The 23,282-nt window shown below is 45.0% G+C and carries 24 protein-coding genes; 20 read left to right on the top strand and 4 right to left on the bottom strand.

Annotation, left to right across the window (positions count from 1 at the left end; all coding sequences use genetic code 11):
- Positions 1-95: 95 nt before the first annotated feature.
- Positions 96-1,562, bottom strand: a complete 1,467-nt coding sequence (ubiD, locus tag BGK61_RS15475; RefSeq protein ID WP_014950926.1) for a 4-hydroxy-3-polyprenylbenzoate decarboxylase — start codon at positions 1,560-1,562, stop codon at positions 96-98.
- A 351-nt stretch (positions 1,563-1,913) separates the two neighbouring features.
- Here ubiD and BGK61_RS15465 point away from each other — a divergent pair, with 351 nt between their 5' ends.
- Both BGK61_RS15465 and BGK61_RS15460 read left to right on the top strand, forming a co-directional pair.
- Positions 1,914-2,165: a TIGR02647 family protein gene (locus BGK61_RS15465; protein ID WP_014999717.1), complete on the top strand. Its 252-nt coding sequence runs from the start codon at positions 1,914-1,916 to the stop codon at positions 2,163-2,165.
- Between the two features lie 177 nt (positions 2,166-2,342).
- Positions 2,343-2,987: a tetratricopeptide repeat protein gene (locus BGK61_RS15460; RefSeq protein WP_076011165.1), complete on the top strand. Its 645-nt coding sequence runs from the start codon at positions 2,343-2,345 to the stop codon at positions 2,985-2,987.
- 134 nt (positions 2,988-3,121) lie between these two features.
- Here the strand turns inward: BGK61_RS15460 and BGK61_RS15455 are convergent, their stop codons facing one another.
- Positions 3,122-3,691: a cytochrome b/b6 domain-containing protein gene (locus tag BGK61_RS15455; RefSeq protein WP_076011164.1), complete on the bottom strand. Its 570-nt coding sequence runs from the start codon at positions 3,689-3,691 to the stop codon at positions 3,122-3,124.
- 101 nt (positions 3,692-3,792) lie between these two features.
- Positions 3,793-4,074 (bottom strand): PepSY domain-containing protein, encoded by a 282-nt coding sequence (locus BGK61_RS15450; RefSeq protein WP_083648659.1) that lies wholly within the window; start codon positions 4,072-4,074, stop codon positions 3,793-3,795.
- 318 nt (positions 4,075-4,392) lie between these two features.
- Here BGK61_RS15450 and BGK61_RS15445 point away from each other — a divergent pair, with 318 nt between their 5' ends.
- The 3 genes from BGK61_RS15445 to BGK61_RS15435 all read left to right on the top strand — a co-directional run bounded on the left by BGK61_RS15445 (position 4,393) and on the right by BGK61_RS15435 (position 7,513).
- Entirely contained in the window at positions 4,393-6,756 is a 2,364-nt protein-coding gene (locus BGK61_RS15445) for a TonB-dependent receptor (RefSeq protein ID WP_076011162.1), read from the top strand.
- Between the two features lie 231 nt (positions 6,757-6,987).
- Positions 6,988-7,236, top strand: a complete 249-nt coding sequence (locus BGK61_RS15440; protein ID WP_014999714.1) for a CopG family ribbon-helix-helix protein — start codon at positions 6,988-6,990, stop codon at positions 7,234-7,236.
- Positions 7,217-7,513 carry a type II toxin-antitoxin system RelE/ParE family toxin gene (locus BGK61_RS15435; RefSeq protein WP_076011161.1) on the top strand — a complete coding sequence of 99 codons (297 nt, stop codon included), beginning with the start codon at positions 7,217-7,219 and terminating at the stop codon, positions 7,511-7,513. The genes BGK61_RS15440 and BGK61_RS15435 overlap by 20 nt, the downstream gene beginning before the upstream one ends.
- Before the next feature lie 125 nt (positions 7,514-7,638).
- On the opposite strand, the gene BGK61_RS15430 is transcribed toward BGK61_RS15435, so the two are convergent.
- Complete coding sequence (locus tag BGK61_RS15430) at positions 7,639-9,375, bottom strand: alkaline phosphatase D family protein (protein ID WP_076011160.1); 1,737 nt, start codon at positions 9,373-9,375, stop codon at positions 7,639-7,641.
- Between the two features lie 307 nt (positions 9,376-9,682).
- On the opposite strand from BGK61_RS15430, the gene rnr reads away from it, so the two are divergent.
- The 15 genes from rnr (at position 9,683) to rplO (ending at position 23,281) form a co-directional block, all read left to right on the top strand.
- Positions 9,683-12,100, top strand: a complete 2,418-nt coding sequence (gene rnr, locus BGK61_RS15425; RefSeq protein ID WP_076026107.1) for a ribonuclease R — start codon at positions 9,683-9,685, stop codon at positions 12,098-12,100.
- Positions 12,101-12,841: a 23S rRNA (guanosine(2251)-2'-O)-methyltransferase RlmB gene (rlmB, locus tag BGK61_RS15420; protein ID WP_014950916.1), complete on the top strand. Its 741-nt coding sequence runs from the start codon at positions 12,101-12,103 to the stop codon at positions 12,839-12,841. It abuts the gene before it with no gap.
- Positions 12,842-13,356: 515 nt separating this feature from the next.
- Positions 13,357-15,027 carry a S8 family serine peptidase gene (locus BGK61_RS15415; protein ID WP_076012720.1) on the top strand — a complete coding sequence of 557 codons (1,671 nt, stop codon included), beginning with the start codon at positions 13,357-13,359 and terminating at the stop codon, positions 15,025-15,027.
- A 373-nt stretch (positions 15,028-15,400) separates the two neighbouring features.
- The gene (locus tag BGK61_RS15410) at positions 15,401-16,795 is read left to right on the top strand and encodes a DUF4397 domain-containing protein (protein WP_076012722.1); all 1,395 of its coding nucleotides are present in this window, start codon (positions 15,401-15,403) and stop codon (positions 16,793-16,795) included.
- A gap of 132 nt (positions 16,796-16,927) precedes the next feature.
- Positions 16,928-19,036, top strand: coding sequence for a GAF domain-containing hybrid sensor histidine kinase/response regulator (locus BGK61_RS15405; RefSeq protein ID WP_076012719.1), 2,109 nt, complete (start codon positions 16,928-16,930; stop codon positions 19,034-19,036).
- Between the two features lie 221 nt (positions 19,037-19,257).
- The gene (rplN, locus tag BGK61_RS15400) at positions 19,258-19,626 is read left to right on the top strand and encodes a 50S ribosomal protein L14 (RefSeq protein ID WP_012519228.1); all 369 of its coding nucleotides are present in this window, start codon (positions 19,258-19,260) and stop codon (positions 19,624-19,626) included.
- A 12-nt stretch (positions 19,627-19,638) separates the two neighbouring features.
- Positions 19,639-19,953 (top strand): 50S ribosomal protein L24, encoded by a 315-nt coding sequence (gene rplX / locus BGK61_RS15395; protein ID WP_014950912.1) that lies wholly within the window; start codon positions 19,639-19,641, stop codon positions 19,951-19,953.
- A gap of 17 nt (positions 19,954-19,970) precedes the next feature.
- Positions 19,971-20,510 (top strand): 50S ribosomal protein L5, encoded by a 540-nt coding sequence (rplE, locus tag BGK61_RS15390; RefSeq protein ID WP_014950911.1) that lies wholly within the window; start codon positions 19,971-19,973, stop codon positions 20,508-20,510.
- 12 nt (positions 20,511-20,522) lie between these two features.
- Positions 20,523-20,828: a 30S ribosomal protein S14 gene (rpsN, locus tag BGK61_RS15385; protein WP_014950910.1), complete on the top strand. Its 306-nt coding sequence runs from the start codon at positions 20,523-20,525 to the stop codon at positions 20,826-20,828.
- A gap of 13 nt (positions 20,829-20,841) precedes the next feature.
- On the top strand, positions 20,842-21,234 hold the full coding sequence (gene rpsH / locus BGK61_RS15380) for a 30S ribosomal protein S8 (RefSeq protein ID WP_012519224.1): 393 nt from the start codon (positions 20,842-20,844) through the stop codon (positions 21,232-21,234).
- Positions 21,235-21,247: 13 nt separating this feature from the next.
- Positions 21,248-21,781, top strand: coding sequence for a 50S ribosomal protein L6 (gene rplF / locus BGK61_RS15375; protein ID WP_014950909.1), 534 nt, complete (start codon positions 21,248-21,250; stop codon positions 21,779-21,781).
- Between the two features lie 12 nt (positions 21,782-21,793).
- Positions 21,794-22,147 (top strand): 50S ribosomal protein L18, encoded by a 354-nt coding sequence (gene rplR / locus BGK61_RS15370; protein ID WP_014999707.1) that lies wholly within the window; start codon positions 21,794-21,796, stop codon positions 22,145-22,147.
- Positions 22,148-22,156: 9 nt separating this feature from the next.
- Entirely contained in the window at positions 22,157-22,657 is a 501-nt protein-coding gene (gene rpsE / locus BGK61_RS15365; protein ID WP_012519221.1) for a 30S ribosomal protein S5, read from the top strand.
- 6 nt (positions 22,658-22,663) lie between these two features.
- A complete protein-coding gene (gene rpmD / locus BGK61_RS15360; protein WP_014950907.1) occupies positions 22,664-22,843 on the top strand; it encodes a 50S ribosomal protein L30 in 180 nt (59 codons plus the stop codon).
- Between the two features lie 3 nt (positions 22,844-22,846).
- Complete coding sequence (rplO, locus tag BGK61_RS15355; RefSeq protein ID WP_014950906.1) at positions 22,847-23,281, top strand: 50S ribosomal protein L15; 435 nt, start codon at positions 22,847-22,849, stop codon at positions 23,279-23,281.
- The last annotated feature ends 1 nt before the right edge of the window (position 23,282 follow it).

The following is a 23,282-nucleotide window of genomic DNA, read 5'->3' as shown; positions in this document are numbered from 1 at the left end:
TCTCTTTAAACCTTCTTGCTTAGCGTGTCGCCTTTTCATGCGCTTAAAGAAAAGCACATGCTTTAATACAAAATAAATAGCGCTAGTATTTGTCGCTACATAATACCAAGACTGTCCCAAATATCATCAACGCGTTTTTTAACGTCTTCGTCCATCACAATAGGTACGCCCCATTCTCGGTCGGTTTCACCAGGCATCTTGTTGGTGGCGTCCATTCCCATTTTAGACCCTAGCCCTGAAACGGGTGACGCAAAATCCAGATAATCGATAGGTGTATTTTCTATCATTACCGTATCGCGGGCTGGGTCCATGCGAGTTGTGATGGCCCAAATAACATCGTTCCAGTCGCGTGCATTAACGTCGTCATCGCACACTATCACAAATTTGGTGTACATGAACTGACGTAAGAACGACCATACCCCCATCATTACGCGCTTAGCGTGACCGGGGTATTGTTTCTTCATGGTAACTACCGCCATACGATAGGAGCACCCTTCAGGCGGTAAGTAGAAGTCGACAATTTCAGGGAACTGTTTTTGCAAGATAGGTACAAACACTTCGTTTAGCGCAACACCTAAAATAGCTGGCTCATCTGGTGGACGGCCCGTGTAGGTCGAATGATAGATTGGATCTTTGCGATGGGTTATATGCGTAACGGTAAATACAGGGAAGTCATCGACTTCATTGTAGTAACCGGTGTGATCGCCATAAGGGCCTTCAGGTGCAGTTTCATCCTGAGCAATATAGCCCTCAAGTACAATCTCAGCACTGGCAGGTACTTGTAAGTCGTTACTAATAGATTTAACCACTTCGGTTTTATCGCCGCGAAGTAAGCCCGCAAAAGCATATTCAGAAAGGGTGTCTGGAACAGGAGTAACCGCACCTAGTATGGTAGCGGGGTCTGCGCCCAATGCCACAGATACAGGGTAAGGTTCGCCCGGATGGGTTTGACACCACTCACGGAAATCAAGTGCGCCACCACGGTGTGACAGCCAGCGCATAATAAGTTTGTTTTTGCCGATAACCTGCTGACGGTAAATGCCCAAATTCTGACGCTTCTTATGCGGCCCTTTAGTAACACTCAAACCCCACGTTACCAAAGGCGCAGCGTCACCCGGCCAACAGCGCTGTACCGGAATTTTAGATAAGTCTACATCGTCACCGGTAAGCACCACTTCCTGACAAGGGGCTTTTTTAAGTACTTTGGCAGGCATATTAAGCACTTGCTTAAATACTGGAAGTTTCTCCCAAAGATCTTTTAGCCCTTTTGGGGGCTCTGGCTCTTTTAAGTAAGCCAGTAGCTTACCTACTTCGCGAAGTGCTTCAACAGACTCTTGACCCATGCCCATAGCTACGCGCTCTGGCGTACCAAACAAATTAGCCAATACGGGCATGTCGTGATTTTTAGGGTTTTCAAATAACAGCGCAGGGCCGCCAGCACGCAACGTCCTGTCGGCAATTTCTGTCATTTCAAGGTCGGTATCAATGGGCTGGGTAATGCGTACCAATTCACCTTTAGCTTCTAGCTGGCGAATAAAGTCGCGTAAATCTTTGTACTTCATCAGTGCAGGTGTATCCACAAACTCAATTTATGGCAAGAATATACTATTTAGCGCCAAAGTCCGATCAGTAAGCGCCGTGTTTACACGATTAAACGTTTTACAGATAAATTACGCTTTACAGAGGTGCCATTTGGGTGTGATATAAGAAAGCGTTAACAATATTAATAAATCTAGGGCGAATAGCGCGTTGGTGTTTGCACTTCGATATACGAGCTTTGGTATAGCTTTTCAGTTTAAGCACTTTTACATTAAGTGTTTGGGTGTAAAATTCTTTACCAAAGTTCGATGGGACAGAGCTTTCAACTGGCACCGTGCTAAAACCCTAATAACCCTTTTGCCTAAGGTGGTTACATGAGTTCATTCGATCAGGACATGCTAGACGAATTAAATTTGTTACTGAAGTTTCCAACAGACAGTCTACTTCAAGGTCTGAAAATTCATCACGATGCAAGCCAAAGCATGGTGAACGCAGCATCCAGGCTGTATTCTAAAGGCCTAATCACTTTGCCTGACGGCGGTTACCTTACTGATCTAGGTATTGACCTTGCTGACCACGCCCGCCATATCCAATCGGCCATGTGCCCACGAAAAAGTAGCCATTAACCGCAAGGTATAATAGTAAAGTGGCGTGCTAGTAACGATGTTAAGGTTTTGAAAAACTGCCATTTCCTTAGCACGCTCGCGCTTCATTTCGTAAAGATAGGCGTGTCTTAGTTAAGATAATCTATAATTAGTCGATACCTTAACTAAGACACTGTAATCAACACATACTCTTTTGCTATGAAACGTATTCTAACCACAGCCTTACTTATGTGCGCTTCTGTCACTGGCATTTCCGTTCATGCTTTTGAAGGGGAAACCATCGAAGAGCTTCGCGCAGTTCAGCTTTACAGCCAAGACGCTTTAATCGACATGATTAATGCTAATACGCATTTAGATAAAGTCGTGGCTGACCGATGCCAGTTAGTACAAGACATTGAAGCACGTGCGAACGTGCTTAAAGTGCCGGCCTACCAATTTTTATGGGGGGATATGCTGGCATGGGGTGTTTGTGTAGATGCTGAACCTGCCCGTGGTATTGGCTATATGGAAGATGCTGCGAATCAAGGTTTGCCTGCAGCACTTGAGCAGCTTGGACGTTATTACGCAAAAGGCACACTGGTACAGCAAGATAAATCTCGTGCAGTTGTTTACTTACGAGAAGCCGCCGCGCTTAAAAACCTGAAAGCGCAAATTCATTTGGTTGAGTTGTTTTTGGAAGGTTATGGAAGCCCATACGACTACGAGGATGCTTACCACTGGCTTTATAACTCGGTAACCAACGATAAAAAACAGCATCAGCAAATTTCGTCTTATTTGGCTCGATTAGAGAAACTGATGCACCCAAAAGCCGTGCGCGAGGCAAAACGTCCGCTAGATAGTTAAAAGCCACACGCGGCTACTTGGTAACGAAAGACAGCAGGCGAACAAAAGCTACAGTAACGAAAGGCTGAAATATCAAAGGCCAGCTTAGGCAATAACCCAGCTATGGTTTTAGCGCATTTATGGCCTTACGGGGCTTAACGCTTTCGCCAGCCTGTGAGCATGGGCCGAACAAGTTGAATATTACTCACATATTGCACAATAAACACAGCAGCGATATGCACTATTACACAGCCGTACAGCACATCAGCCATAATACTGTGGGTCCATTCCAGCGTACTGTTACCAAACATTGCGTCTATCTCTTCCATCATAAAACCGGTAACACCTAACCCAAGTAAAAGAGCAATTACCGCCATTACCATCAGCCAGCCGAAAGGGTTGTGGCCATGGCTAGTTGGCACTTGCCTATGTTTTAAGTGTTGAATATGTTCTGAAAATGCCTGCTTATTTAGTGCAATGTTGGAAAAGCTCGCGTATTGAGTACTCGCCCGTTTATGAGTAGTGTTTTTGGTTGAATAAAAGCCCCAAGCAACGCGAATGGATATTAGTAGTGTGGCGGTATAGCCCGCTATTTCGTGATAAAGGCGGCCCGGCTCTACAATAAAGTAGTTGGTAGTGAAAGCAGCAACAATTCCCCAGTGGCAAACGCGAACAATCCAGTCCCATATATAAACATCTGATGGCGTGTCTTTAGCTTTAAACATTACGTGACTTTCTCAAGGTTAAACAAAAACGCTGCAATAGTTTGCAGCGTTTTTATTAAGTATTAAAGCAAGCGTACGATGTACCGATTGCCTAAACGAGCTTAATGCATTTCTTTCTTAACAATGCTGCCATCAACAGGGTTAAAGTAAATTTCTACTTTGTTTTCTTCCTTATCGAAGCCGTAAATTTCGTAGCAGTTGCCGTCAGTTACTTTAAACTCATTAATTTTGTAGCCTTGCGCTAACAGCTGAGCTTGAAATGCATCTTGGTTTTGCCATTCAGCTTCCGGGGCAGTGGTACATTGAGTTGTACCGTGCTCAGCGCTACAAGCACTCAATAAGGTTGCAGCGCCAATAGCAGTAGCCATCATTAGTTTTTTCATTGCAGTCTCCATTTCGCTTTTTATTTAAAAGTTCTTTCTATCCTACTTAAATAGTGTACTAATATTGTTCTTTTGTGCATAGAGGTTGCACAACTTTGTTGTACAGAATTGAGTTCTGTTTGGTTTTATAACGGGGCACAGAATACTTGTCACAAAATTGCCTCTGACATGTCACGGATAGTTCATCGAACCGTCTCAAAAGCATTCTACATTTTTGTGCTTTGATATTTCTAAACGCTAGGCAATGTCGCCAATCTGTCGGCGAAATGTTTAAAAAATACATAAAACACCCAATAAGCACACAAAAGGAATGATTTGATGCGTCCTCTGTACCCACGATCGGTTTATCCACGCTCTCTGCTTGCCACAACAATTGCATTTGCGCTATCAAGCGCCGCAATTGCACAAGAACTAGCGCCCGACACAGAAAACGAACATAACTACATAGAAGAGATTACGGTAACCGCACAAATGCGTGAGCAGTCCGTTATGGATGTGCCTGTTACTATGGATGTAATAGGTAGCGAGTTCTTAGAGCGCACCAATATCATGGAACTTGATGAGCTTTCTCGAATTTTACCTAACGTTCAAATTCAAGAGCAGGCCGTAAGCCTACCGTCTTTTAATATTCGGGGCGTGACTGACGACGTATCTTCGGTATCGGCAACGCCTCGCATCTCTGTATATCAAGATGGCTTTGATATCAGTAAAAAGACGGTAGCCAGCGTCGCGCTTTTTGATATTGCGCGCGTAGAGGTTTTAAAAGGCCCCCAGCCAACCTTGTTTGGTGTGGCGGCAGCCAATGGTGCGGTGAGTATTCATTCTAATCTTCCCACCTTCGAACAAGAAGGCAAGGTACAGGTTGGCTATAACTCAGAGCAAGGGCAAGAACTTGAATTCATGTATAACCAACCTATTAACGACAACCACAGTTTTCGTATAGCAGGTCTTTATCGCGAAATGGACGGCATTGTAGAAAACAATGCCTGTAGCGCTGACTCCTATTACGGTAATGCAAATATGTACAACCATCTTGGTGAAGAAGTGCCGTGCAACAGCGAAGATCTTCAGGGTGTTTCAGTACAAGCACTACGTGCAACATGGCGAGCGAATTACGATCAGCTTGAAATCATTGCGCGCGCAGCCATGGAGTATAACGACCAGCCGGGCATTGCCTTCAAATCAGGCTCTATCGCCCCCAATGGCGGAGATATTAGCCCTTTTACTGATGCCGAATTTAGCTTAGGCAGTGAACTAGGCATTGAACGAACGCTTCAAGCTTATGACCTAACCGTAAACTACGATTTCAACCAAATGCTCAGTCTGCATGCCGACGCATACTATAAAGATGTAGAAGTAAGCGAAAGTTTCGATGCTGATGGATCAGCACTTAGAATTCAAGATGCCTATTTCGATAACGATGCTACGCTTAAAGGTGCGTCAATGCGTTTAGTGTATGACTCGGGTGATAAATTGGCCGCGTTTGTAGGTGCGTCTATTACTCAAGACGACTCTATTTTGCCCTATTATGTAATGGTCGACCCATTTATACGGGGTACCTTCGATGCGGTAAAAGCACAGCTTGAGGCCACCTCAAACATTCCGCTAAATCAGAATATCGCTACCGGCGCATCGTTAGAAGAAATAGAAGCACTGCGTGCGATGTTAGTGTCGCAACTGTTTAATGAAGATGGCTCTCCTATTTCTAACCCTGCACTGCCGCCTATTATGATACAAGGGCCGTTTATATTTGAAGCTGAGCTTGATATTGCGTCTTATGTTGCTGAGGTGTCGTATTTTGTTACCGACGACATCAACATTACTGCTGGCGTGCGCTATATCGACGAAACACGTTATACCCGTAATACTTATACTACTGCAGACGGTGCATTTACGTTCGATGCCGAGCGCGACTTTGACGATACCCTGCCGCGCTTTGCCGTAAGCTATGATGTTAATAACAACTGGAACGTATACGCGAATTACGCTAGGGGACGACGTTCACCAGTTGTGGATGCTAACGCAGGTGGCGTTAATGTGACTAAACCTGAAATAGTAGACAGTTACGATTTAGGTATTAAATACCAAAGCGCGAACTTCCTGTTCTCAGGTGCCATTTTCACCTACGAATACAGCGATTATCAGCAAAGCTTTACCGACGCAGAAACCTTACAGTCTATTACTGTAACGGTAGGCGACTCGACCATGTCGGGTATTGAAGGCATGGCGACCTATAACTATAGCGAGACGCTGACGCTAACAGCAAGCCTTGGTTTCCTTGATGCTGAATTTGCAGACAATACTGCTGATGGATCTGAGTTCCAGTACGGTGGCAATAAGTTTCGCTTAGCGCCAGAAGTTAGCGGCGCAATAAACATCAACAAAGTATTCAATATGGACAGTTTTGACATTGATGTTAACTGGCTTACCAGCTTCCAGTCAGAAGTGTTTTTTGAAAGCAGCAATTACCCTGGTCTTTCTCAGGATACTTACTCACTGACTGATGTATCGGTGAAGCTGCTTCAAGACAACAGCAAGTTTGCCTATGAGTTTTACATGAACAACCTGTTTGATAAAGAATTCTTGATTGATGCTGGTAATACAGGCGGTGGATTGGGTATTCCTACTTTCGTACGCGGGATGCCACGCATTGCTGGTGTGCGTGTTTATTACGAGTTCTAGAAGTAAAGAATAGAGAGTACCTATTCCCGTCATTATGCCCCTATTTTGATGGGAATAGGACGTAATTTAAATTATATGGATTACAATAAGGAGTATCAGAGGCTCTGTTTTTAATTGGTGCAATTTAACTAAAATGTCTTGCACTCAGTCTTTGTAGATGAAAAGCAAAAGAAGACATTTAATGCTAGTGCAGTTACAATAAAGATTCTTTAAGAACCTCGGAGAATCTGCATGCCTTTAAAAGCTACCTCAGTGAGATTAGATGATGAAACACTTGCACGTGTAGGCGAAATGGCTAAAGCAATGGATAGACCTAGGGCGTGGCTGATGGCCGAAGCCATCAAGCAGTTTGTTGCTCGCGAAGAGTGGTTTATCCAAGAGGTGGAAAAAGGAGTGAAAGCCGCTGATGAGGGACGTTTGACCGACCATACTGGTGTCAAAGCTAAGTGGGAGGCTAAGCGTGCAGCTCAAATGGACTGATCTTGCAGGCACCGATTTAGAGAAAATTGAAGCTCATATTGCTCAAGAAAATAGCCCCTCTGTAGCTATTGACGTTGTCATGAACATTATTGATAGTTCGCACCTAGTCTTATCAGAACATCCTAGAGCAGGCCGTCATGGCCGATTGAAGAATACGCGGGAACTTGTGATTAATGGCCTGCCGTTTATCGTAATATATCGAGAAAACATCATTACAAATTGCATCGAAATACTACGTGTTCTTCATGATGCTCAGCAATGGCCGAGCGCAGATTAAAAACAAACTATTTGTGGAAAGCACTAAGCTCATTGTGCGAGGTGTAAAACAGCGTTTATAGTTTCTTCTCGTACAAATAACGTGTATAGACTCAAGCCTATACACGCTTATAAAATTTTAGAAAGCTATGCCTTAATCTCAAAGCTATGCGTGTTAACCACCTTTCCAGCTTTGGTTAAAATTACATCCACATAGTGCCAAGTGGCTATTGCGCTGTCTTCGCTAACGCTCAATGTCATAAAGCCCCTCTGGTGAAGGTTACAGTACTGCAAGTCTTCTATAAGAAGCGGTAGGTCATCGGCGAGGTTTTCTGCCATTTCATCATCCATGCTTAAGTAATGTTCCATACCCGGCGATGTTACCCCAGGTGTCGCAAGCTCAACCCCTACTTCTGAACCATCGTTAAGGGTTAATTTATTGTGCCATGCGTTATGTGTATCGCCTGCAAGGGCAATAACTGGTTTGCCGATAGACTTAAGCTGCATCAGCACCTGTTCCCGTTCAATAGGGTAGCCATCCCATGCGTCTAAGTTGTAAGGCATTACCGTATTAATAAGCGCTAGTTCTTGTTCACTAAGTGCGCCACCTTGCATTTGTTTGCGTTTAATATTCGCAAGTTTGTGTACGTGGGCAGGTATTGCTTTGCGTTCAACGCCGTTAAAGATCGATACAGGGAAAAGCATGCGGCCTATTAATAGCTGTTGCCCTAACACCTGCCATTTAGCCTGGCTTTGCTGCATAGACGAATGGAGCCAGTTGCGTTGGGTTTCACCGAGTAAACCGCGGTTCGGGTTGCCGATGTCTTTCATAAAGCGTGCTTGGTCAAACGCTTTAGTTTCAGCATCGCGATAGTTGGCGTATTCAAGCTGTTTGTCGCGGGCAAGAACGCGGGTGTCGAGCATGTATAAATCAAGAAGCTTACCAAAGGTAAACTGGCGATAAATTTCTAAGCGCTCGGTGCCAAAGGGTGGGCGAATGGGTAACCACTCGTAATAAGCTTGCACTGCCGCAGCCCGACGGGCATAAAAATCTCCTTCATCCGTTTGGTGATTCTCAGCGCCATCTTTATAGGTGTCATTGGTAATCTCATGATCATCCCACACAACGATAAAGGGCTTACGTTGGTGTAGTGAAAGTAAACCTTCATCCGTTCGGTATAGAGCATAGCGGTTGCGATAGTCAGTGAGAGTGTAAAGCTCGGTGTCGTTATCAGGCGCATAGGTCCTGCCAATTTCCTTGGCGTGCTCAGTTGCGTAACCTTCGCCATCGTATTCATATATGTAGTCACCAAGGTGCAATACATAATCGATGTTGTCGTCTTTCGCTGCTTCCATGTAAGGCGTGAAAAAGCCAGCGGGGTAGTTGGAACAAGAAAATATGCCGAACGTGACGTTAGACACATCGGCTTTAGGCAGCGTACGGGTTTCACCCACAGGGCTTGTGTTATTAGCGCTTTTGAAACGGTAAAAGTAACGACGAGCTGGACTAAGTCCTGCTACATCCACTTTTACGGTAAAATCATGAGTTGCTTTCGCTTCAACAATACCGCTACTTATCACATTGGCAAAATCCGCATCGCTTGCCATTTCCCATAAAATATCGGCCTTGGCTAAACCTGACTTTGAGCCCGAGCCTGGGCCTGCACCCGAGCCTGGGCCTGCACCCGAGTCTGGCACGGCGCGTGTCCAGATAATAACAGCGTCTTTTAATGGGTCGCCACTGGCCACACCATGAGTAAAAGTGGCATCCGTTTGTGGTTGGTTATTTGCCGAAGAGTTAACAGTGCAGCCCGCTAGCCCAGTAGACACTGCCACGCTCGCGCCTGCGAGTGACGACAGCTTTATAAACGATCTTCTATCCATATGCCTGCTCTTTATAAAGTTCGTAAGGTGATTCGTTATGTGGTTGTTTTGTTGAACGCACATGCAACAAAAACGAAAACCCATTTTTATACTGAGTGTTTGTGACATACAGATGTCAGGTTGAGATTCCGTAATAACAGTCAATGTTTTACCGCAAATACTGTTATACTGTGCAGCAAATAACCACATGAACCAAATATGGTTTGTGTGTCTAAGAAATCATATCCAAGTTTTCTATAGCGCTTTGAGTAACTAAGCCACGAACGAAAACATTGTGAACAAAATACGAAAGGTAAATTTAAAATACATGAGTGATGATCCGCATTATCAGCGCGAGAAAGAGAAGTACGAAAATCCGGTAGCCAGCCGTGAATATTTGATGAGCTTATTAAAAGAGCACGACAAGCCGTTGTCGTTTCTTGATATCTGCAACTTGGTGAACGCCTTCGACGAAGAAGCGCGAATTGGAATTCAGCGCCGACTGCGTGCTATGGAGCGCGAAGGGCAGGTGCAATTCACCAAACAGAAAAAATACATACTTCAAAACCGTGAAGAGCTCATTAAAGGCCGAATTATTGGTCACCGTGACGGTTACGGCTTCTTGCGTCCTGAAGACAAAAGCGGTGACTTATTTATCAGTGCAGGGCAAATGAATCTGTTCCTTCACGACGATGTGGTAGAAGCGCGTATCAGTGGTACCGATCGCCGAGGAAGAAAAGAAGCATTTGTAACACAAGTCATTGAGCCTCGCAGCGAGCCTATTGTTGGACGCTACTTTGTTGAACAAGGTTTTGGCATGGTCGTGCCAGATGACAGCCGTTTGCAGCACGAAATTGTCATTCCACCAGAAAGCACGCACGGTGCCCGAATGGGGCAGGTGGTCGTGGTAGAGCTTACCCAGCGTCCGCGCCGTAAAATGAGCCCGGTGGGTAAAATTGTTGAAGTACTTGGCGAGCACATGGCACCAGGTATGGAAATAGAAATGGCGCTTCGTACGTTTGATATTCCACATCAGTGGCCTAAAGGCGTAACCAAGCAAGTGGAAAAGCTAACTGACCAAGTGCCCGAAGAAGCCAAAGAAGGTCGTATAGACTTGCGCCAGCTTCCGCTTGTTACCATTGACGGTGAAGACGCCCGCGACTTCGACGACGCGGTATATTGCGAACCGCTCGACGATGGTGGCTGGCAGCTATGGGTAGCCATTGCCGATGTAAGTCACTATGTAAGAACAGGCTCCGCTCTTGATGATGAAGCACAGCAGCGCGGTAACTCGGTCTATTTCCCTGACCAAGTAATTCCTATGTTGCCAGAAGTACTGTCAAACGGCTTGTGTTCACTAAACCCTGAAGTCGACCGCCTATGTATGGTGTGTGAAATGACCATCAGTGCAAATGGTGAACTAGAAGAATTCCAGTTTTACGAAGCGGTAATGAACTCGCACGCCCGTTTAACCTACACCAAAGTGTGGAATATTCTGCAGGGCGACAAAGAACTTCATCAGCGTTACGAGCCTCATGTACCTCATCTACGCAATCTTCACGACTTGTACCGTGCGCTTAAAAAAGCCCGTGCCAAGCGCGGAGCCATTGAGTTTGAAACCCAAGAAGTGAAGTTCGTATTCAACGCCCAGCGCAAGATTGAAAATATTGTGCCGCTGGTGCGTAACGATGCGCATAAGCTTATTGAAGAGTGCATGATCATGGCAAACGTGAGTGCGGCGTTGATGTTAGAAAAGCATGAAGCGCCAGCGCTATATCGTGTGCACGACAAACCAGACGCCGACAGGCTTACTGCATTTACCAGCTACTTAAGTGAGATTGGCATTCCTCATCGCATTGTTGAAGATGCTGAGCCAGCCGCATTTACCGATGTGGTGCTTAAAACTCGCGGTCGAGTAGACGAAGAGCTTATTCAAACCATGCTGCTGCGCTCCATGAAACAAGCGGTGTACGATGGTGACAACGTAGGTCACTTTGGTTTGGCGCTAGAAGCCTATGCGCACTTCACGTCACCGATACGTCGTTATCCAGACTTAGTGGTGCACCGTGCATTGAAAGGCATTATTGCCAAACAGCAAGGTAAAAAAGCGGTAAGTGGCGCGAAAAATTACACCGTTGAAGAAATTGAACAGTTAGGCGAACAGTGTTCTATGACAGAACGTCGCGCGGACGACGCAACCCGTGACGTGGCCGATTGGCTTAAGTGTGAGTTTATGCTCGACCACGTCGGCGACACTTTTGAAGGTGTGGTCAGCTCGGTGACAAACTTTGGTTTATTTATACGCCTTACCGAATACCACATCGACGGCTTGGTACACATTACATCCCTAGATGATGACTATTATCACTATGACGACGTTAAACAAGCGTTGGTCGGTGAGTCGGGTCATCGCCAGTTTAGGCTTGGCGATACGGTAGAAGTGACTGTAGCGGCAGTAAATCTGGATGAAAGAAAGATTGATTTATTACTCGATAAGTCTATGCTGCGCGGCACTAAGGGTAAGAAGGTAAAGGTGAGGTCGGCTAAAAAGGCTTCAGATAAACCTACTCGTTTTGATAACAAATCACGCACAGGCAAAGGCTCGCGTTCTGACAAGAAAGGGAGCAAAGGTAAAGGCGGCTCAAGCTCGTCTAGTCGTAGCGGTGGAAAATCGTCAAGTCGCGGCAGCGCAAAAGGCGGTAGCAGCGGCAAAACACTGTCATTGAATAAAAGAGGTAAGCGTTAAATGGCGCAGCAAGAATGGTTATACGGTTTACATGCCATGCAGTCGGTACTTGAAAAAGAGCCCGAGCGTGTAATGGAAGTGTTAGTGTTAAAAGGTCGCAATGACGAGCGCTTAACCAACATTGTTAACCAAGCCCGTCGTTTCGGTATTTCAGTTCAGTTTTGTCAGCGCAAAGCGCTAGATGACAAAGTAAGCGGTGAGCAACACCAAGGCGTGGTAGCAAGAGCAAAACCCGCACGCGTGCTAGATGAAGCCGATTTGGACAAAATTTTAGAAAGCGAAGCGCAGCCTTTAATTTTGGTATTAGACGGTGTAACCGACCCGCATAATCTAGGTGCGTGCTTGCGTACTGCCGATGGAGCAGGGGTGCACGCGGTAGTAGTACCGAAGGATAAATCAGCAAGCTTAAACGGCACAGTTAGAAAGGTGGCCTGTGGCGCAGCTGAAGTGGTTCCACTTATTCAAATCACTAACCTGGCCAGAACCTTAAAGCACCTTCAAGATAAAGGGCTATGGATTGTAGGCACCGCCGGTGAAACCGACAAAACCCTTTACGATGTAGATCTAAAAGGCCCAACTGCATTAGTTATGGGGGCTGAAGGTAAAGGCATGCGTAGGCTTACTAAAGAAACGTGTGATGAGTTGGTGAAGCTTCCTATGGCTGGCAGCGTGACAAGTTTGAACGTGTCGGTAGCTACGGGTGTTTGCTTGTACGAGATTGTGAGACAAAGAAGTTTGTAATTTCATATTGTTCGGGTTGATGCGCTAAGCGTGTAAACCCTAGTTAGTTTTTAACAAAGCGCGTGCTATTTAGTACGCGCTTTTTTATTTTTAAGCATTGCTATAAAGCGCTTAATATTTTGTTACATTTGAATTTGTAAAATTAATGTTAATTATAGTTTTTTATTCCTACCATGAATTGGCTCATAGCATACATTGTGCGCGGCTTTCGTAAGTTGTGTTGCTTTTTTGTGCATTTTTAAAGGTATTAAAAATGCTCACCAGGGTTAGGGCAATATACTCAACTGCCTGATTCGCCGCCTAATATGAGCTTTGTAGATAATTTGGTAATACCATTTGTCTATATACCTGACAAACGGGTAGGTCGTTGCAACGCAGTTGCGTCGGTTGTCATGGATGAGCTTTTCGTATGAGGTAATGGTTATACCTGTATGTCACTTAATAACAAATAGCTTCAAAAGCACGGAATAAAACAGTGTTGAAGTTAATAAGACAGATAAAACAGGAAATAAATTTTGAACTCAAAATTAAATAAGAAACACACATGTCTAACAGCAGCTGCTCTAGCTGTATCACTTGGCTTAATGGGTAATTCTGCATTGGCAGCGGGCGAAGGCCTGGTTAAAATTGAAGAAAAACCTCAAACCCTTAAACAAGCACTAGGTAAGCGATTGACTGTCGATCGTCTTGTTACTGCTGACCAAGAGCGTTATATCATCAAATTTAAAGATGAGATGACCACTGAAACGGTTGAAGTGAGTGCATTGAAAGGGAAAGGTCAAATTGCAAGTGCTAACTCAAAAGGTAAAAAGCCTTTCGATATCGCATCTGCTAAATCTGAAGTTATTAAAGCCGGCGGTGCAATCAAGAAAGAGCTTAAAAAGCACAAAATGGTTGCGGCTACCATGAGCAAGTCTGCACTAAACAAACTTCGCAAAAACCCTAACGTAGAAAGCATCGAGGTGGATGTTCGTCGTAAGCCTATGGCGCAAACTACACCTTACGGCTACACCATGGTTCAGGCGAATCAGTTTGCACAGTCAGATACCACGGCTCGCAAAGTATGTATCATTGATACTGGTTACAACCTAGGTCACCCAGATCTGCCTGGCACAAACGACGGCGTTACCGGTCAAGCGAACAACAGCGCTGTGGGTAACTGGTATAACGATGGTAACGGCCACGGTACTCACGTAGCGGGTACTATTGCGGCATACGATAACAACGAAGGGGTTGTTGGTGTATATCCTGGTGTGAACATGCATATCGTTAAAATCTTTAACGACAGCGGCCAGTGGACTTATGCGTCTGACCTTATCGATGCTATCACGCAGTGTCAGGACGCCGGTTCAAACGTAGTTAACATGAGCTTAGGTGGCGGCAGTTCATCTGCCACCGAGCGTAATGCAATGCAAAGCTTCACTGATGCAGGCATGTTGTTAGTTGCGGCGGCTGGTAACGACGGTAACAGCGCCAAATCCTACCCAGCTTCATACGATGCGGTAATGTCGGTAGCAGCGGTAGATTCAAGCGAAAACCGTGCAAGCTACAGCCAGTACAACGATCAAGTTGAAATTGCGGCGCCAGGTAGTGCAGTTCAGTCTACTTATCCGACTAACACCTATGCATCGCTAAGCGGTACCTCAATGGCTACTCCGCACGTTGCTGGTGGTGCAGCGCTGGTATGGAGCTACTTCCCGCAGTGTTCAAATAACCAAATTCGTAGTGCACTTAACGCAACGGCTAAAGATAAAGGTAGCGCAGGTCGCGATAACTTCTATGGCTACGGTTTAATGCAGCTGGCTGATGCTTACAACTACCTTAACACCAACGGATGTGCGGGTGGTGGCACTGGTGGCGGTGGCGGTTCTGAGCCAGGCGTAGAGCCAGTATCAGGTCAGCTAACTGGTCTTTCAGGTTCTCGTGGTAGCTGGGATCGTTACACATGGACTATCCCAGAGGGCGTAACGCAAATGACCATCAGTACTGCGGGTGGTTCAGGCGACGCAGACCTTTATGTGAAGTTTGGCTCTCAACCTCAGACTAATAGCTACGACTGTCGCCCTTATCAAAATGGCAACAACGAAGTATGTACATTTGACGCGCCAGCGGCAGGTACATGGCACATTGGTATTCGTGCATATTCGACCTACAGCGGTGTGACATTGTCTTATTCGTACGAATAAGTTGTCCCGGCTTTAGACATTGTTAAAGCCTGCTTGTGCAGGCTTTTTCTATTTCCTTGACCCGTCCTAAATAACGTTGCACGTTTCAAACTCATTTTGGAGAGTGTAATGCAATCAACAAGTAAACGTACTCCAACGTGATTATGCCAACCGCACAGCAGCAATTTATACCCGCTTCGTTTCTTCCCTTGAATGTCAATTTTCTATAAAGAAAGGTCAGCTTTGCAAAGATGGCGTAAAGCCCTGAACTAAGCGCTATTCACGTAGCCATATCGCTGTATTGTGCGTGCCAAGACAGCACACTGTACATGTGCCTAATAGCTTAAGTGCAGGCTTTATCCAACTAAAAACAACGTCAAAGGACATTCAATTTATGCAATTGACCTCTCAATCTTTGCTTAACGGAACAGGGTTTCGAGCAATAGTTATAGGGCTTATTGCACTGCTTGGGCTCACCGCTTGCGGTGGCTCAGACAGCAGTAGCTCAGACTATTCATATGCTTACATACAGTTTTACAACGCTTCACCTAACGGGGCCAACGTAGAAATGCGCGAAGTTGATGGCGATAGCTTTGGCTCTGCCCAATTTGGCGACACAACATCAATGTACTCTATGGAGGATGGTGATCTAGAGCTTGAGTTCATACGCACTGATTCAGACGACCAAGAAGTATTAATTGACGAAATTAGCGTTAATTTACGAGATGGCTATAAAACCATAGTGGTTATGAGTGGGGACTTTAGTAACCCTGTATTTACCACCTATTCGTATCAGCGCGAAACCATGGAAGATCACTTTCGGCTATTCGCTTTGTCAGTAGCGGTAGATGAGTCGTCTTATGATTTCTACATGAGTGAGTCTGGCGACCCGTTTGAAGCTGCTAATTTTCTCGGCACGGTTACAACGGGAGACATGATTGAATTTGATTACTGGGACGCGGATGACGACAGCGACTATTTCGATGAAGGTGAGTACACGATTTACCTGACCGAACCTGGAAGTGACGAAGTTGTGTTCGAGTCACAAACTATCGATTTTGTGTACGAAACTGAATACTTGATGACACTTCGTGACGTAAGTGGGGCAATCCAAGATGGGCTGGTGGTAGACACAATCTTAAACTCCTCTTCAGTAACGGCGCTTACCGATGTGGAAGCAGATTCTCAATATCGTATTTATAACTCAACCAATCTTGACGCAGAACTTCAGGTTACTTTTGGCGGAAATACTAACGAAGAAGACGTAAGTTTTACCCTCGCTGCCGGTGAATTATCGCAATTCAGCACTATCCGCTATGGCGATTATCGCGTAACGGTAACGGATCCATCAGGAACAGTTACGTCACTAAGCAACAAGCTAATTACGCTTAATCAGGGCGAGAGTAAAGCTATTCTCATATACAACACCAACAATAAACTTGGTGCAGCGACCTTCGTGGAAAGCGGTTTGCCTCAGGCCTACGATAAAACGGTTAACTTCATTAACCTGGTTAGTGATTTTGATGATGTGGACTTCTATTTAGTTAGAAATGACGAAACTATCGATACTGCAGAGTACGATGTGCAGAACCTAGAGTTTGCTGAAAGTACCAGTGAAGTATTGCCTTCGGATTACTATGAAGTGATAGCCGTATACGAAGATGACAACGAAGAACAAGTGCTACTTGATAGAACGGCGTTATTCGGTTTTACAGAGGAAGAAAACTACATAGTTACGGTTGAACCGGCAGATACACCAACAGGTTATGAAATTAATGTGCTTTATTAATCGCTTAGTCTATTTATTAGACTAATTGATAAGAGTGAAAACTTCCATCTGCGAATATTTCACTTAAGTTTAAAAGGTCAACGTTAATAACGTTGGCCTTTTTACTTGCTGTCTGGGAGGCCGAAAATCCTCATGAGTATCATTAAAGATTTACAAACCATATCAAATGATAAAGCTCTTCCATTTGATAAAAAGCTCGAGAGCTTGCTAAGCATAGGCACGGAGATACTCGGGTTGGAAACAGGGATTGTAAGTAATGTTCAGGGCGATAGTTACCGTGTTCTTAGTGTTGTTACACCTGACAATGACATATCACTAGAAGCCACATTTGCACTGCCTGATACCTATTGTGCAGATGTCGTTAAAAATGATGCTGTGGTGGCGTATCACAATATAAACACATCACCGGGGGCGTCCCATCCATGCTTTGAAAAATATACGTTGAAAAGCTACCTCGCTTCCCCAGTGAGAGTGCATGGTGAATTCTTCGGAACAGTCAACTTCTCATCTCTCAAGCCACGAGAGGCGCCTTTCACGCCCTTAGAAATGGATTATCTACTGTTGGTCGCTTCCTGGATCGGCAACGAGTTAGAGCGACAACAAGCGATAAATAATCTCAATGCGCAAAAAGCGATATTAGAAGAAAGAAATTCATTACTGCACCAGGTAACCAATCTAGCTGGAGTGGGTACATGGGAGCTGAACTTAGATACCGGAGCATTAATTTGGTCAGGTGCCTTAAAGCGCATGTTGCATATACACGGGGAAAAGGTGGTTAAGCCAGAAGACGTGATCAGATTCATCGTAGATGACGAACAGCGCGCCGCCTATGTAGAACGATTTAATAAAATAATTAAAACGGGTGAAGACTTTTCCTATGAACTGGAAGTTCGCACCGATGCAGGAGAAACCCGTTGGTTACAAAGTAGAGCTCATCCGGTCATGGAAAATGACCGTTGCATTAAGGTCATTGGTGCCACCGTTGATATTACGCAGCTGTACTTAGATAAAGCGGTGTTACAACAAAAAACTGATTTGGCAGAAAGTGCCTTGAAGGCACGAAGTGAATTTCTCGCGAATATGAGCCATGAGATTAGAACGCCTATTCATGGCGTGCAAGGCATGCTTGAGGCACTGATGAGTACATCTCTTAACTCCAAACAGTTCGAGCATGCGAGTATTGCAATGCGAAGCGCTGAGTCATTGCTCAACATTGTTAACGATATCCTCGATTTCTCTAAAATCGACTCTGGCAACATGTCGTTTGAAGAATCACCTACCAACCTTGCTGACACAATAGAAGAGCAAGTGCCTATGTTTAATAGACTAGCTTACGAAAAAGGTCTCGAGCTTTTCGTGAGCACAAAGGGAATTGAAGGAAAGACATTTATTGCGGACAAACTAAGAATTGGACAAATTCTTATCAATTTATTGAACAATGCGATTAAATTTACGAAAGAAGGTAAGGTAACGGTAGATACTCAATGTACACCGTATGGTAAAGGGCGGTTTAAAGTTAAATTAATTGTTACTGACACAGGTGTTGGCATCAGCAAGCAACAACAACAGTTAATCTTTTCGCCGTTTGTTCAAGCGGAGAGCTCAATACAGCGTAGATACGGTGGCACAGGCTTAGGTTTAGCAATTGTTAGTCAGATTGTTAAGCACTATGACGGCAAGATAGAAGTTAGCAGTGAAATTGGTGTGGGGTCGCGATTCATTGTTAGTTTAATGCTAGACAATGCAAATGCGGGGGCGGTCGCTGAAAAAGCTTGTGGTTTTGACCCTGTCTACATTCCTTCAAGAAAAGAGTTGAGTGCATTTAAAGCACTAATCGTAGAAGACAATGAAATAAACCAGCTGGTAATTAAAGAGCAGCTAAAAGAGGTGGGGCTATCTGCCGACTTAGCCGAAAACGGCGAAGAGGCGGTAAATAAAGTTAAAGCTTCTTTAAAAGAAAATTCGCCCTACGCTATTATTTTAATGGACTGTCATATGCCTGTTATGGACGGGCTGGAGGCGACGCGACATATAAGAGCAATGGGAGAAGAGACTCGCGACGTCCCCATTATAGCGTTAACCGCCAACGCATTAACTGGTGACAAAGAAAAATGCTTGAAATCGGGCATGGACGACTTCATATCAAAACCTGTTGGTGTAAGTCGGTTGAAAGAATGTATTTATAAGCATTTGAGTAAGCAGCTTGTTAGCAATGAAAATCGCCTAAAAGATCCTGCTTGATAACCTATGACGTGGTTATCAGCCCCGGCTTTTAGTCGGGGCTTTTTTATTGCCCACATAGTTTAAAAATAATTCAATTTACCGCTATCACTTCGAAAAGTTTTCTGTTATTATTTCGCGCCCTTTTTATGGGGGTATGTACATAAAAGCAACGATATCCAGTTGTTTTTTAGCAGCACTAACGACTCGGGAGAGTCTTAATTTAAGAGCGGAGCACTAACATGATCCAAATGCAAACTAACCTGGACGTTGCAGATAACAGCGGCGCTCGCAGGGTTCAGTGTATTAAGGTTCTTGGTGGCTCGCATCGCCGTTATGCAGGTATCGGTGACATCATCAAAGTTACTGTTAAGGAAGCAATTCCTCGCGGTAAAGTTAAAAAAGGTGACGTACTGAACGCAGTGGTGGTGCGTACTAGAAAAGGCGTTCGTCGTGCAGATGGTTCTACCATCCGTTTTGACGGTAACGCGGCTGTTATGCTTAATGCAAACAAGCAACCAATTGGTACGCGTATCTTTGGCCCGGTTACCCGTGAGTTGAGAAGTGAAAACTTCATGAAAATCATCTCATTGGCCCCAGAGGTACTATAAGGAGTCACGATAATGGCTAATAAAATTCGTCGTGATGATGAAGTAGTCGTATTAGCGGGTAAAGACAAAGGCAAACAAGGCAAAGTCCTTAAAGTGCTTATTGCTGATAACCGTGTAATTGTAGAAGGTGTAAATCTTGTCAAGAAGCACACTAAGCCAAACCCACAATTGGGCGTAGCTGGTGGCATCGTTGAGAAAGAAGCTTCTATTCACGTTTCTAATGTTGCGATTGTTAACCCGGCAACGGGCAAAGCAGATCGCGTTGGTTTCCGTTTCGAAGATGAGAAGAAAGTACGTTTCTTCAAGTCTAACGGCGAACTTGTTTAATTATATTGGAGAGTACGATGGCGAAACTGCATGATTTCTATAAAGAAACAGTAGTAGCTGAACTTGCTAAGCAGTTCGGATACAAAAGCGTCATGCAAGTCCCTCGGATTGAAAAAATCACTCTAAACATGGGTTTAGGTGAAGCAGTTGCTGACAAAAAGGTACTTGAGAATGCTCAAGCTGACATGACGGCTATCGCCGGTCAGAAGCCTGTTGTTACAGTTGCTAGAAAATCAGTAGCGGGTTTTAAAATCCGTGAAGGTTATCCGATTGGCTGTAAAGTAACCCTACGCGGCGAGCGTATGTGGGAATTCCTAGAGCGTTTGATTTCAATCGCTATCCCACGTGTTCGCGACTTCCGTGGTTTGAATCCTAAATCATTCGACGGACGTGGTAACTACAGCATGGGCGTGCGTGAGCAAATCATTTTCCCTGAAATCGATTTCGATAAAGTGGATAAGGTTCGCGGTATGGATATCACTATCACTACCAGTGCGAATACAAATGAAGAAGCACGTGCTCTGCTGGACGCGTTTAACTTCCCATTCAAAAAGTAGGGGTGTAGGGTTATGGCAAAAGAATCAATGAAGGCACGTGAAGCTAAGCGTACTAAGCTAGTAGCTAAGTATGCTGAAAAGCGCGCCGCACTTAAAGCGATTATCAGCGATGTTAACGCTTCTGAAGATGAGCGTTGGGACGCTGTTCTGAAGCTACAACAACTGCCACGTGACTCTAGTAAGTCTCGTCAACGTAACCGTTGCCGTGTTACTGGTCGTCCACATGGTTACCTACGCAAATTCGGTCTTAGCCGTATTAAGCTTCGCGAAGCAGCGATGCGCGGTGAAGTCCCTGGCCTTAAGAAAGCCAGCTGGTAAGGAGTAGCTGATAATGAGCATGCAAGATCCTATCGCGGATATGTTTACCCGCATCCGTAACGGCCAGATGGCACAGAAAGTTTCTGTAACTATGCCTTCTTCAAAACTTCGCGTTGCAATCTGTGAAGTATTGAAAGCTGAAGGTTATATTACTGACTTCGCTGCTTCTGGTGACGTTAAGCCTGTTTTAGAAGTTACGCTTAAGTACTTCGAAGGCAAGCAAGTAATTGACACTATCGAACGTGTAAGCCGTCCTGGTCTGCGCATCTATAAGAAAAAAGATGAGCTTCCAAAGGTTATGGGTGGTTTAGGCGTAGCTATCGTGTCGACTTCTAAAGGTGTGATGACTGACCGTGCAGCGCGTAACGCTGGCATGGGCGGTGAGATCATCGGTTATGTAGCATAACGGAGGAGTTGAAATGTCACGTATAGCAAAAGCCCCAGTAGACGTTGTATCAGGTGTAGAAGTTTCTATCTCTGGTCAAGAAGTTACTGTTAAAGGTAGTAAAGGCACTTTGACCCGCGTTTTCAACGACGCTGTAGAAGTTGCACAGGAAGAGAACCAACTTAAAGCACTTCCACGTGAAGGCTTTGTTGACGGTTGGGCACAGGCTGGTACTGCGCGCTCTATCCTTAACGCAATGGTTCAAGGTGTTTCAGAAGGTTTTGAGAAAAAACTTCAGTTGTTAGGTGTTGGTTACCGTGCACAAGCACAAGGTAACAAACTAAACCTTACACTAGGTTTCTCTCACCCTGTAGCATACGAAATGCCTGAAGGCATTACGGTTGAAACTCCTAGCCAAACTGAAATCGTCGTTAAAGGCGCCGATAAGCAGGTGGTTGGTCAGGTTGCGGCGAACATTCGCGGTTACCGTCCACCAGAGCCTTACAAAGGTAAAGGTGTACGTTACGCTGACGAACACGTACGTCGTAAAGAAGCTAAGAAAAAGTAGGTGGGTGATACGATGGATAAGAAAACAGCTCGCATTCGTCGCGCAACTCGCGCACGAGCAAAAATTCGTGAACTGGCCGCGCATCGCTTGGTAGTTAACCGTACACCTCGCCACATCTACGCTCAGCTAATCGCTCCATGCGGTTCTGAAGTGTTGGCAGCGGCTTCAACTGTTGAGAAAGATCTTGCAAAAGGTCTTAAGTCTACAGGTAACGCTGAAGCAGCGACGGTAGTCGGTAAAGCAATCGCAGAGCGCGCTCTTGAGAAAGGCATTAAAACAGTGGCTTTCGATCGCAGTGGTTTCCAATACCACGGTCGCGTTAAAGCATTAGCTGATGCAGCTCGCGAAGCTGGTCTTCAGTTCTAGGAGTTTATAATGGCTAAACAAGACGTTCAAAATGGTGAATTTCTAGAGAAATTGATCGCCGTAAACCGCGTATCTAAAGTGGTTAAAGGTGGTCGTATCTTTAGTTTCACTGCATTGACAGTAGTGGGTGACGGTAACGGTCGCGTTGGTTTTGGTTACGGTAAGGCACGTGAAGTACCTGCTGCAATCCAAAAAGCAATGGAAAAGGCACGTCGCAACATGGTTGACGTAGACCTTAACGGTCACACGTTACAGCACCCGATTAAAGGTCGTCACTCTGGCTCTAAAGTTTACATGCAGCCAGCATCTGAAGGTACCGGTATTATTGCCGGTGGTGCGATGCGTGCAGTACTTGAAGTAGCTGGCGTACAAAACGTACTTTCAAAATGTTACGGCTCTACAAACCCAATCAACGTTGTACGTGCAACAATCAACGCGCTGACAGAAATGAACAGCCCGGCGAAAGTTGCTGCGAAGCGTGGATTGTCTGTAGAAGAAATTTTGGGGTAATCAGACATGGCAACGATTAAAGTAAAGCAAACTAAAAGTGCAATTGGCCGTCTGCCAAAGCACAAAGCTACGCTTAAAGGTTTAGGCCTTCGTAAAATCAACCATGTTCGTGAACTGGAAGATACCCCAGCCGTTCGTGGCATGATCAACCGTGTATATTACATGGTTGAGATAGTGGAGGAGTAAGACATGCGTTTAAACACAATTTCTCCAGCCGAAGGTTCAAAGCCTACTGGTAAGCGTTCTGGTCGTGGTATCGGCTCAGGTCTTGGTAAAACGAGTGGCCACGGTCACAAAGGTCAAAAAAGCCGTTCAGGTGGCCGCGTTAAGCCAGGATTCGAAGGTGGTCAGATGCCTATCCAGCGTCGTCTTCCTAAGTTCGGTTTCACTTCACGCAAGAGCTTTGTTACTGATCAAGTAACTCTTGCTGAAATCGCGAAGGTTGATGGTGATACTGCATCTCTTGAGACTTTAAAAGCAGCTGGTATCGTTAAGAAAGAAATCCAGTTCGTTAAAGTTGTTAAGAGCGGTGAAGTTTCACGCGCTGTTACAGTAAGCGGGTTAAAGGTTACTAAAGGCGCTAAAGAAGCGATTGAAGCTGCTGGCGGTAAAGTAGAGGAATAAG

It is taken from the genome of Alteromonas abrolhosensis (assembly GCF_001953635.1).
Classification (GTDB): Bacteria; Pseudomonadota; Gammaproteobacteria; order Enterobacterales; family Alteromonadaceae; genus Alteromonas; species Alteromonas abrolhosensis.
This window is presented reverse-complemented; position numbering and strand designations above follow the sequence as displayed.